The organism is Mangrovibacterium sp., assembly GCF_041596335.1.
GTDB lineage: Bacteria > Bacteroidota > Bacteroidia > Bacteroidales > Prolixibacteraceae > Mangrovibacterium.
In genome coordinates, this window is sequence record NZ_JBFHIT010000093.1 from 1 (window position 1) to 10522 (window position 10522).

At 41.7% G+C, this 10522-nt stretch carries 12 protein-coding genes, 1 tRNA gene and 1 pseudogene; 11 read left to right on the top strand and 3 right to left on the bottom strand.

The annotated features are described in order from the left end of the window. Positions 1–145: 145 nt before the first annotated feature. The 3 genes and pseudogenes from ABZD21_RS19265 to ABZD21_RS19275 all read left to right on the top strand — a co-directional run. A pseudogene (locus ABZD21_RS19265) lies at positions 146–484 on the top strand (redoxin domain-containing protein); the annotation flags it as partial. A 255-nt stretch (positions 485–739) separates the two neighbouring features. Continuing rightward, positions 740–1015: a cysteine-rich small domain-containing protein gene (locus tag ABZD21_RS19270; RefSeq protein ID WP_372776763.1), complete on the top strand. Its 276-nt coding sequence runs from the start codon at positions 740–742 to the stop codon at positions 1013–1015. Between the two features lie 15 nt (positions 1016–1030). Further along, positions 1031–1882, top strand: coding sequence for a nitroreductase family protein (locus ABZD21_RS19275; RefSeq protein WP_372776764.1), 852 nt, complete (start codon positions 1031–1033; stop codon positions 1880–1882). 31 nt (positions 1883–1913) lie between these two features. Here the strand turns inward: ABZD21_RS19275 and ABZD21_RS19280 are convergent, their stop codons facing one another. Both ABZD21_RS19280 and ABZD21_RS19285 read right to left on the bottom strand, forming a co-directional pair. After that, positions 1914–2336, bottom strand: coding sequence for a hypothetical protein (locus ABZD21_RS19280; protein ID WP_372776765.1), 423 nt, complete (start codon positions 2334–2336; stop codon positions 1914–1916). Positions 2337–2370: 34 nt separating this feature from the next. Then, the gene (locus ABZD21_RS19285; RefSeq protein ID WP_372776766.1) at positions 2371–3072 is read right to left on the bottom strand and encodes an SAM-dependent methyltransferase; all 702 of its coding nucleotides are present in this window, start codon (positions 3070–3072) and stop codon (positions 2371–2373) included. 81 nt (positions 3073–3153) lie between these two features. Here ABZD21_RS19285 and ABZD21_RS19290 point away from each other — a divergent pair, with 81 nt between their 5' ends. Continuing rightward, positions 3154–3933: an MBL fold metallo-hydrolase gene (locus tag ABZD21_RS19290; RefSeq protein WP_372776767.1), complete on the top strand. Its 780-nt coding sequence runs from the start codon at positions 3154–3156 to the stop codon at positions 3931–3933. Here the strand turns inward: ABZD21_RS19290 and ABZD21_RS19295 are convergent. Continuing rightward, entirely contained in the window at positions 3906–5099 is a 1194-nt protein-coding gene (locus tag ABZD21_RS19295; protein WP_372776768.1) for an MFS transporter, read from the bottom strand. The two genes, ABZD21_RS19290 and ABZD21_RS19295, sit on opposite strands and share 28 nt — an antisense overlap. Before the next feature lie 183 nt (positions 5100–5282). On the opposite strand from ABZD21_RS19295, the gene asnA reads away from it, so the two are divergent. The 7 genes from asnA (at position 5283) to ABZD21_RS19330 (ending at position 10332) form a co-directional block, all read left to right on the top strand. Continuing rightward, positions 5283–6317 (top strand): aspartate--ammonia ligase, encoded by a 1035-nt coding sequence (asnA, locus tag ABZD21_RS19300; RefSeq protein WP_372776769.1) that lies wholly within the window; start codon positions 5283–5285, stop codon positions 6315–6317. Positions 6318–6461: 144 nt separating this feature from the next. Then, positions 6462–6535 (top strand) — tRNA-Arg (locus ABZD21_RS19305). A gap of 229 nt (positions 6536–6764) precedes the next feature. Further along, positions 6765–6941 (top strand): histone H1, encoded by a 177-nt coding sequence (locus tag ABZD21_RS19310; protein WP_372776770.1) that lies wholly within the window; start codon positions 6765–6767, stop codon positions 6939–6941. Positions 6942–7609: 668 nt separating this feature from the next. After that, on the top strand, positions 7610–8107 hold the full coding sequence (locus ABZD21_RS19315; protein WP_372776771.1) for a hypothetical protein: 498 nt from the start codon (positions 7610–7612) through the stop codon (positions 8105–8107). Positions 8108–8373: 266 nt separating this feature from the next. Next, the gene (locus ABZD21_RS19320; protein ID WP_372776772.1) at positions 8374–9642 is read left to right on the top strand and encodes an ATP/GTP-binding protein; all 1269 of its coding nucleotides are present in this window, start codon (positions 8374–8376) and stop codon (positions 9640–9642) included. Further along, positions 9642–9920: a hypothetical protein gene (locus ABZD21_RS19325; RefSeq protein WP_372776773.1), complete on the top strand. Its 279-nt coding sequence runs from the start codon at positions 9642–9644 to the stop codon at positions 9918–9920. The genes ABZD21_RS19320 and ABZD21_RS19325 overlap by 1 nt, the downstream gene beginning before the upstream one ends. Positions 9921–9951: 31 nt before the next feature. Further along, positions 9952–10332 carry an RloB family protein gene (locus ABZD21_RS19330; protein ID WP_372776774.1) on the top strand — a complete coding sequence of 127 codons (381 nt, stop codon included), beginning with the start codon at positions 9952–9954 and terminating at the stop codon, positions 10330–10332. Positions 10333–10522: the final 190 nt, after the last annotated feature.

The window sequence follows — 10522 nt, forward strand, 5'->3', positions numbered from 1 at the left end:
CCTCCAAATGGAGTTACTTTTTTATCGGAATACTCGATAGGAAGATTAACCATATGGGTGAAATGTAATAGGTTATAGAATACCTCTAAATTAAAGCTTTCTGTAGATTTTTCTATTCTCTATTGCATAAAGTAGGTTTAAGGAAGCCGGTGCAACATTGCTTGCTCTCACTCCCGAGCTGCCCGACAAATCGTTGAGTACGGCCGAAAAGCATCAACTTGAATTTGTTGTTTTAAGCGATGTTGGTAATCAAGTCGCGAAAGAATATGGTGTGGTGTACCAACTTATCAAAGAAGTTGCTGATATTTACGACAACGCTTTCGATATGAATGGTTACAATGGTGACGAAAGCAACGAATTGCCTTTGGCTGCCACGTATGTGATTGATACGGATGGAATTATCCGATATGCCTTCCTGGATGCCGATTATAGAAACCGCGCCGAACCCGACGAAATATTGAAAGCTTTAGCGAATCTGAAGTAGGAATTCATCGCTTTTCTTAAAATAGTATTGACCAAGTGTATAGCGCCCTGTTACATGCTTGGTCATTTATTTTATTTGTTGTTTTGAAGGGTATTTGGCTTAAAAAGCTTGGCTAACCCTGAGCATTCGATTAGATTTGCCGACCGCATAGATTGAAAGAAAAAAACGATAATCCGTAATCCCTTCAACCTGATTCTTGTGAAAGCATCTTGGTTGAACTGGTGCCGGAAATAATTAACAACGAACAAGCAATAAATGAAATTTCAATTCACGACCGAGAACTATAAGTTTTCCCAACACAAAACCTGCGAGTTTTTCCCCTGTCATAAGGTGCAGGACGAGGCTGAGTTTAATTGCCTTTTTTGTTTTTGCCCTCTGTATATGTTGAAGGACCAATGTGGCGGAAATTTTAAATATTCACACGGTGTGAAAGATTGCAGTGATTGTACCATTCCGCATTCGAAAGGAGCTTACGAGCATGTGATGAGCAAGATGAGTTTGGTGACAAAAATTGGAAGTGAACGCAAATAAATCGGGTGATTAAAAATGAAACAGGTAACAAACTCAACGAAGATGGATTTTAAAATTGATGAGAGCAAGTGTATCAATTGCGGACTGTGCAGCTCGGATTGTCCGGTGCTGATTATCAACAATAAAACGGACTTCCCAACCATAAAAGAAGGGAAGGAGGCTAACTGTCTAAAATGTCAGCATTGTCTGGCCGTTTGTCCAACGGCAGCGCTGTCGATATGGGGAAAGAACCCGGAAGCCAGTATTCCTGCGACTTCAGCTATTCCGGAGACCGTGGCGTTGGAAAACCTGATGCAGACCAGGCGCTCCATTCGCAAGTTTGCGGACGAGGAAGTTGATCCGGAGCTGATTCATCGCTTAGTTTCGATGGCCTCATACGCGCCAACAGCCAAAAACGAAAATGCGGTGCAGTTTACAGTCGTCGATAATAAAATCGATATGATGAAGCTGCGCGAATTGACATACAATTGCATTAAAAAGGCCTTTGAAGAGGAGCGGATTCCGGCCCAACATCTTTATCTGAACAACTTTCAGAATGTGTGGGAGACCAAACAAATTGATGTGATTTTTCGCGATGCACCACATCTGCTGATTACTTCAGCTCCAAAGGAGGGCACTTTCCCCCTTATGGACTGTGGTATTGCAATGACCTATTTTGATTTGCTGGCCAATACCAACGGAATTGGTACTTTGTGGGATGGTTTTGCCAAATACGCTTTTGAAGATGTTGCTCCGGAAATGAAAGCCCGGCTCGGAATTCCGGAAAACCACGAGGTGGCAATTGTTTTGGCTTTTGGAAAACCGGCCGTTAAATATGCCCGGTCAATTCAGAATGACAGTCCGGCAATTCGTCGGGTTAGCCTGTAAATACTGTTGCAAAAACCAGCGGTTGATGTTGTTATTTTAGTCGAAGCAGAAGAATGAGAAGGATCGTAGCGGAACTTCCCAATGCAGTCATAATCAGGTCGAAATAGTCGATCGGATAACCCATGAAATATTGAATGAATTCCCAGCTTGTCAATCCGAAGAACGAGAATACGAGTGCAAAGGTCAGTCGGCAATTTAAGCGATTGTATGATTTGAAAAAAGCCGGATAATAAACGAATGCCAGCGCACTAAACATGGTAGCTGCAAAAAAGTTTGGCAACGTGCCCTGTAAAAAGTCAAGCGTTTCAGACAGCTGAAGGTGGCGGGGACGGATCACCGTTTTAATAACTGCAATTCCTAAAAATGAAAGGAATACCCAGCCCAATAAAACCTTGAGCAGTGGTTTTTCCTTCGTTTCTTTTCTTATCTCGTAACGGATTGATTTTAAATTCATTTTATCGGTGAGTTGTAGTGATCTGTTTCATCCTTTATTTCCCCAGAACAAAAATCGACGGGCGTTTCTGAATGTCTGGCTTCGACCGTTTCCATTCGGCAATAGTTTGGGTTTTAATGTACTCTGTTTCCAGGGTAAGATCGCAGGCAATACAAAGTTTGGTGTGTGGCTGGCAAGTTTGCAGCAGGTCTTCCAAAAGCTGCATGTTGCGATAAGGCGCTTCAATAAACAGCTGACTTTGGTTTTCGCTATAGATACGTTTTTCAAGGAAGCTGATTTGTCGGCTTTTTTCGTCCTTTTTTATAGGCAGATATCCGTTGAACGCGAAGTTTTGACCATTCATTCCTGAAGCCATCATGGCCAGTAAAATAGAGGAGGGGCCAACCAACGGAATCACCTTGATATTTTTTTCATGGGCAATACGAACTACGTCGGCACCCGGATCGGCGACTCCCGGACAGCCGGCTTCGGACATGATACCGATATGAAAATTTTGTTTTACAGGCTCGAGGTAGGCCTGTAGCTGGTTTTTGTCGGTGTGCTTGTTCAATTCGTAAAAGTGAAGGCTGTCGATATCGATTTCCCGATCAACCTGCTTTAAAAATCGCCGTGCAGTTCGAATGTTTTCCACAATAAAATGGGAGATCGAAAGAATAGTTTCGCGATGTGAAACGGGGATCACCGTGTTGAGTTCGCTTTCACCTAAAGTGATTGGAATTAGGTACAAATTGGCCATGCAAATTTTTTTTCTTCAAAATTAATTAATTTAAACGGACAGCCTCCTCATTTCAAATTTTTGTAGTTTTGGCACTGTCCAATGGAACAAACACCTCAAATACGAATTGAATTTCTTGGAACCGGAACCTCGCAGGGAGTGCCGGTGGTTGCTTGTGAATGCCCGGTTTGCCAGTCGGAGAATCCGAAGGATAACCGGCTACGTTCTTCGTTGTTGGTTGAGGTTGGCGGCTTGAAACTGTTGATTGATGCCGGGCCAGATTTTCGGCAACAGATGTTGCGTGTTCGGCAGCGGCGCCTCGATGCAATTTTACTTACTCACGAGCATACCGATCATATTTTTGGTCTCGACGATATTCGTGCTTTCAATTGGGTGCAAGGCCATCCAACCGATATTTATGCTGAAAAACGTGTACAATTGGCGCTAAAGCGAGTGTTCGATTATGTGTTTGAAGTGAATAAATACCCGGGGATTCCGCAAATGAACCTTCATCTGATCGAGAATGAACCCTTCCATGTACAGCATGTTCCGGTTGTTCCGATTCGCGCCTTTCATCATCGGTTGCCGGTTTTTGGCTTCCGAATAGGTTCGGTTGCTTACCTTACCGACATCAATTCAATTGAACCCGCCGAGAAAGAAAAACTACGTGAACTGGATGTTTTGGTGGTGAATGCTCTTCGCCTGGAAAAACACATTTCACACTTTAACCTAAAAGAAGCACTGCAACTGATTGACGAAGTAAAGCCGAAAAAGGCTTTCCTGACGCATATTTCGCACCTGATGGGCTTGCACGATGAGGTTGAACAACTGCTGCCGCCCAATGTCCATTTGGCTTACGACGGGCTGTCGGTGTGTGTGTGAGGATCGGGATTCCACAATGGTTTGATGCACAGCAAAGCGCTAATCATGAAGCCCGTTCCGGTGGCCAGCAGTGCCAGCGACAAGCTAAACCGGTCGGTGAGGAACCCCAAAGCCGGACCGATAATGGCAAACACAATCCGAATGACAAAATTCCGAAGCGACAAGATAGTCGCCCGAACTTCGGAGCGGGTGTATCGATTGATGTAATCCTTCAAAATGGGGTGGGCGATTCCTCGAATTAAATAGAAGAAAAACAGCAGGCCAATGCCAATGAGGCTAACTTCCCAGGCGGCCAGATAAAAACCCAGTCCGAAACCCAATATAATAATGAGCAGCGCGTATCGACGCCCAACAGTTCGTTCAATTTTATAGGAAAAAACCGAAGAAATACCAACCGAAAGATTGAGCAAAGTCCACATCAATCCAAACAGCGACACCGGCAAGCCGGCTTCTTTAAAGTAAGGCTGAACAAACCAGGCAAAGGTGAGCGAAGCAGTGCCTGCAAACGATGAAATAAGCAATGCGGCCCGTAGTTGCCGATGTTGTAGCATTTCACGAATCGTTCGGAGGCTTGAGTTGAATGTTGGTTTAGTGGAGTCGATTCGGGATTTTGGTTCGACAAGCAACAGTGCTGCCGGAATAGCGATGGCCGCTACGCCAAACTGCACGTAGAAAGGCAGCCGTAAACTCATGGTTGCCAGCAAACCACCGAAAACACCGGCAATCCCTTCGGCAAAGTTTCCGGCCGAGGTAATCCATCCTTCCTGTTTCATGTAGTCTTTTTCGCGTTGAGCCGATTTCATTGTATCGTACAGCAAGGCCGAGTCGGAGCCGGAGATAAAGCTGTAGCCAATTCCGAGTACAATCTCGGCGAGTGCAAAGGCCCAAAATCCGTACGAAAAACTGTAAAGAGCCATGCCAAGGGTTCCTAGTATAGCACCCAAAAGCAAGGTCTTCTTTCGCCCCCAAACATCAGCCATGTAGCCCGAAGGGATTTCCATAGCAACCATAGCCACCGAATAAATAGATTTGAGCCAAAAGATTTGCTGCATGCTCAGTCCGTTGTTTTGGTAAAAAAGCACGACAACCGGCATCACCAGATTGAACCATTTGGCAAGCTTTATCAGGTAGAGATTGAGAATATTGCGTTTTGTATATCCATTCATTCCGGCGCAAAAATAACAACTTTAGCAAAGATGCCTTTTACCCACTGATGATTGTTCCGATTTTATGGGATTCCATCTCGCGGGCGGATTAAAAAAGACATTTTAAATAAAACCGAAAGGATTCTTGTTAAATTTAAGCCGAAGGAATTCTATTAAAGATTTCAACCATAATATTTTGACATTATGAAACTATATTTTCCAGAAAACTACAAGTCGCACCTCGACTTGAAACAGACCGAAAAAGCCATAAAGCTGGTGAAAGATTTTTTTCAACAGGATTTATCGTCAGAGCTAAAACTGAGCCGGGTTACTGCTCCGCTGTTTGTAATGAAAGGTACCGGCATTAATGACGATTTAAATGGAATTGAACGACCGGTGGCTTTTCCGGTGAAGGAATTAGATGATCGTGTTGCGGAGGTGGTTCACTCGCTGGCGAAATGGAAACGGATGACTTTGGCGCATTTGGAGGTTGATCCGGGGTACGGTATTTATACCGATATGAACGCTATTCGCCCGGATGAGGAGCTAACCAACATTCATTCACTGTATGTCGATCAATGGGATTGGGAACGGGTGATAACTCAGGAAGAAAGAAACCTGGATTTTTTGAAGAAAGTTGTCCGTAAAATACACACCGTTTTACTGCGAACCGAGTTTTTCGTTTATGAGCATTATCCACAAATTAAACCCATTTTGCCCGAAGAGATTACGTTTATTCATGCCGAAGATTTAGAAGCTGAGTATCCGTCGCTTTCTTCGAAAGAACGGGAAAACGAAGTGGCGAAAAAATATGGCGCCGTATTCATTATCGGAATTGGAGGAGCGCTTCCAAGCGGGCAGAAACACGATGGTCGCGCGCCCGACTATGATGACTGGTCGACCGAAAACAGTAAAGGCTATAAAGGACTGAACGGTGATATCGTGATTTGGAACCCGGTTTTACAAAGCTCGTTCGAAATTTCATCGATGGGCATTCGGGTCGATCAGGAGGCTCTTTTGCGGCAATTGAAACTCACCGGCACCGAAGAACGATCGGAGCTTTTATGGCATAAACGTTTGTTGGCTGGTGAATTCCCGCTTTCCATTGGCGGAGGAATTGGACAATCGCGCATTTGTATGTATTTTCTGAGGAAAGCGCATATTGGTGAAATTCAATCGAGTATTTGGCCCGACGAAATGTACGACCAGTGTCGGAAGAATAACATTCACCTGGTGTAATTTCAGGTAGTGGTGATTGGAACGGAAAAATTACCGTTCCAATCATTGCTTTTTTTGATATTTTTATATCTTTGCAACCGCTTTCGGAAAGCTGCAGGTCGAACAAAAGAACTTCAGTACTCAAAAAGCAAAACATACAAGGATGCCTCGGTAGCTCAGTTGGATAGAGCAACTGCCTTCTAAGCAGTAGGTCATGGGTTCGAATCCCGTCCGGGGTACAAAAAGCCGCAGTTCATGCGGCTTTTGTCGTTTTAAGGAACGAATTAAGGAACGCTTTTGGGTTTTTGGCTTGTTTGCTGGCCCAATCTCAATCTTTTTTCGAGTTTATCTCAGCTTTTAAATTCTCCAAGTCGATCTCATCTTCTCCAGCAAAATTATTCAACGAGGCTTATTGGTTGCTGATAAGATTCTATTTTTGATAGAATTAAAAAATAAGTAAGTCACGTTATGAAAGAACTTTTAGGAAAAATCAATGCTGAGATTGCTTCTTTTCAGGAGAATTCGGATTCTCAACTTGAAAATGGAAACAAAGCCGCCGGAATTCGTGCTCGTAAGGCCAGTTTAGAGTTGACTAAGCTTTTGAAAGAATTCCGTCAGGTTTCGATAGAAGAATCCAAAAAGTAAATCAACTGCCTTTCTGCCTATTTTTTGGGAATCAGGCAGGGAGGATTAGGTTTTCGCTACGGACTGCGGTATTCATAGATTTATTATGTAATCGAACTGTTCCTTGGCAACATGAAGCCAGATGGGTTTATTTTGCCTCTGTTTTTTACTTTGCATGATATGCCTGTTCCCAGTCTGATCGGGCAGGCTCTGCTTATTCAAGGCATAAACTTTTATACACATAAAAATGGAAGATAAGTTTATGCTTGTCAATGCGTTTACTGCTAAAGTAAAGTACTGAATAGTTCAATATAAAATACTCCAACATTAACAAGCTGCAACAAAACTAAGCCAATAGCGATGGTATTTATTCAGCAACCCAAGGAGACAAACGATAGTAAAATACACCCTATGGGAATCCGGGATGAGGAAGAACAAATCTAGTTTTTACACAAAGGGGCTAATGCTCCTTTGTCTGGTTTTAGTGGAAGTTAATGTGGTAATGTCACTGAGTGTTTTTGATCTCAGTTTCATTCAAAAACAAACCTGTTAGTTCTGGATCTATAGTTACCAGTAGTTAAATGTGCTTTTTGTAAATCAATAGCATTAGGTGTGTTTTGTCAGTCGGTGAAGTTTCACTAATTTTATTTCCTCTTTGTTTTCATAATTTTATCTCCCGTTGTATAAAGATGGCTACCAATAAAAATGCAGTATTACGCTACAATGAGCTGGACAAATGTTTTAGAAACTTCCAAAGGAGATACTATCTTGAGGATCTTATTGATGCTGTTAATGAGGCCATATGGGATTTTGATCCCAAATTGGAGGGGATCAAAACCAGACAACTCCGTGATGATATTCGATTTATGAAGAGCGAGAAAGGTTATGATGCTCCCATTGAAGCCATCCGCGACGGCAAGAAAGCATATTACCGATATAATGATAGAAGCTTTTCGATCAACAGTAAACCTTTAAATCAAACAGAGGCGGAGCACCTAAAAAGAGCTATTTCTGTCTTGCAACGATTTGGCGGAGCCCCGGAATTTGAATGGGTAAACGAGCTGGGGCCAATGCTTACAACGCAGTTCGTTTTGAGTCCGACGAAACAGAAGGTTATGTCTTTCGAATCAAACATTGACTATTCCGGCTACGACAAGATCTTGCTGCAAAGATTCATTAAACTATGATTTGAAGAACAAAATTGGCAAGGAATATATTGAACGATTTAAGAAACAATTAATTGAATCGCTTGAGGAAAAACACTTGCATCCGGAATATATCAGATTTACCAATTTTGATTTGGATATGGATTTTTAGTTATTCAAGGCTAGTCGAAAATTTGACTAGCCTTGAATTTTTAATCAATAAACCAATAATTAGTGATTTTTCAACTTTAATAAGTATTTTAGATTAGATATCTTTATTTTTGTGAAAATATCACATATACGAAGATATGATCATCGAATTTAGTGTTAAAAATTACCGTTCGATTAAGGATCTCCAAACGTTGAGTTTGATTGCAGCGCCTATTAAATCGAAAAATCAGGAACTGGATATTCACAACTTGATTCCGGTTTCAGAGAAACTATCCTTGCTTAAAACGGTTGCCATTTATGGCGCCAACGGCAGTGGAAAAAGTAACCTGATCAAGGCCTTAATTACCATGTTCGTATTCATCGATTCATCATTTCAGGATGATGAAGTTGGCAAAAGAATTATTGAGCCCTTTGCCTTTGACAAGAATAGTTTCCAGGAACCTACCTTTTTCCAGCTGACCTTTATTGTGGATGGGGTGAAATACCGATATGGCTTTGAAGTAAAGCAGAATATGGTGGTTAGCGAATGGTTGTTCGGAACACCAGGGAAAAAGGAAGTTTACTTTTTTACACGTGAAGACTCAAGAATTCAGATCAATGAAGACAAGTTCGAAGAGGGAAAGGGATTGATTGATAAAACCAGTTCAAATAATCTGTTTCTGAATGTATGTAAGGCCTTTAATGGTAAAGTTTCAAAGCAGATTCTTGATTTTTTCAGGTTTCGTATTGGCATAAGTGCAGGAGTTAACGATACCGCTTTCCGTGAATCAACTATGGCATTGATAAAGGATGACTCAATTAAACAACGGATTATCGCGCTTTTGAATGAGGCAGACTTTGGAATTCAGGATATCAACAATAAGCAAATCACTACGGAAGATTTGCCGGATGGGGCGTCAGTTGAATTACGGATGAAGCTGGCAGATAAGAAGTGGGAATTTTTGCTCTCTAAGCGTCCGGTTTTCGATGAAAACGGTGATGTTGTTGGTGTGCGGGAATTGTTGATGGATAGCCAGGAATCTGATGGAACGTTGAAATTTTTTAATTATAGCGGGGCCATTATTGATGCCCTTAATGATGGTGGTGCGTTGTTTATTGATGAATTTGATGCACGGGTGCACCCATTGTTGACAAAAAAGATTGTTGAGCTGTTTAATTCGCCGGTAATGAATACGAATGGAGCCCAACTCGTTTTTGTCACCCACGACACTAATTTGCTGGACAATTCCCTTCTGCGACGAGATCAAATCTATTTCACCGAGAAAAATAAGCTGTCGCAAACGGTAGTTTATTCGTTGGCTGATTTTAAAGGAGTGCGGAACGATGCGTCTTATGAGAAGGATTATATTCGTGGTAAGTATGGTGCAATTCCCTTCTTGGGTAATTTTGAAAAACTTTTTCAATAATGGCCTATATAAAACCCACAGACAGAAAAAAAGCCTGGGCAGTACGTCAGATGCCTCAAGATCGTGAATTGAAGAATTTAGACATCAGAAACCTTTTCCGGATTTATTGTGAAGGAGAGAACACCGAGCCAGAATACTTTAAAAGTTTTCCGGTGAATACCGAGACCAAAGTTGAGGCCATCGGAATAGGTCGCAGTAAAACAGCACTTGTCGAAAAAGCTTTAGAATTGCTGAGTAAGGATCAGTTGTTGAAACGACAAAAAAAACTACGATGCTGACAGACAGCTTTGGGTTGTATTCGATTATGACATCAGGCGTGAAGTAAATGAAGCATTTGATTACAATCAGGCTATTGAGCTGGCACACAAAAGCGGATTGCGCGTAGCCTATTCGAATGATTCCTTTGAACTTTGGTTTGTACTACATAGCCGATTTCACAATACAGCGGTAACTCGAAACGAGTTTTACGAAATATTGTCATCCGAATTAAATTGCAACTACGAAGAGGAGGGTAAAACAAAATCGTTCTCCCAAAGCTTGTATCAGATATTTTTGCCGACTCAAAAAACAGCTCTCCAAAATGCAGAGAGATTGCATTTGCAATATCAAAACATAGCATATCATGAGCAAAATCCGTGTACTACTGTCTATTTATTGGTACAAGAGCTGAATAAATGCCTGAAAAAGTAATCGGCTATTCCACAATTTTTTTGGATGTTGACGTAATTTTAAAGCTATTATCACTAGTGTCCCATTAAAATCGGGACGTTATTAAAAATTAAACAAATTTGGCTCATTAAGCCTAAAACGTTCTTTGTCATTTTGAAATTTAGTTCTGTCGAATAGGTCTCTAAGGTGAGTTTTATCTGTTAAAGATATA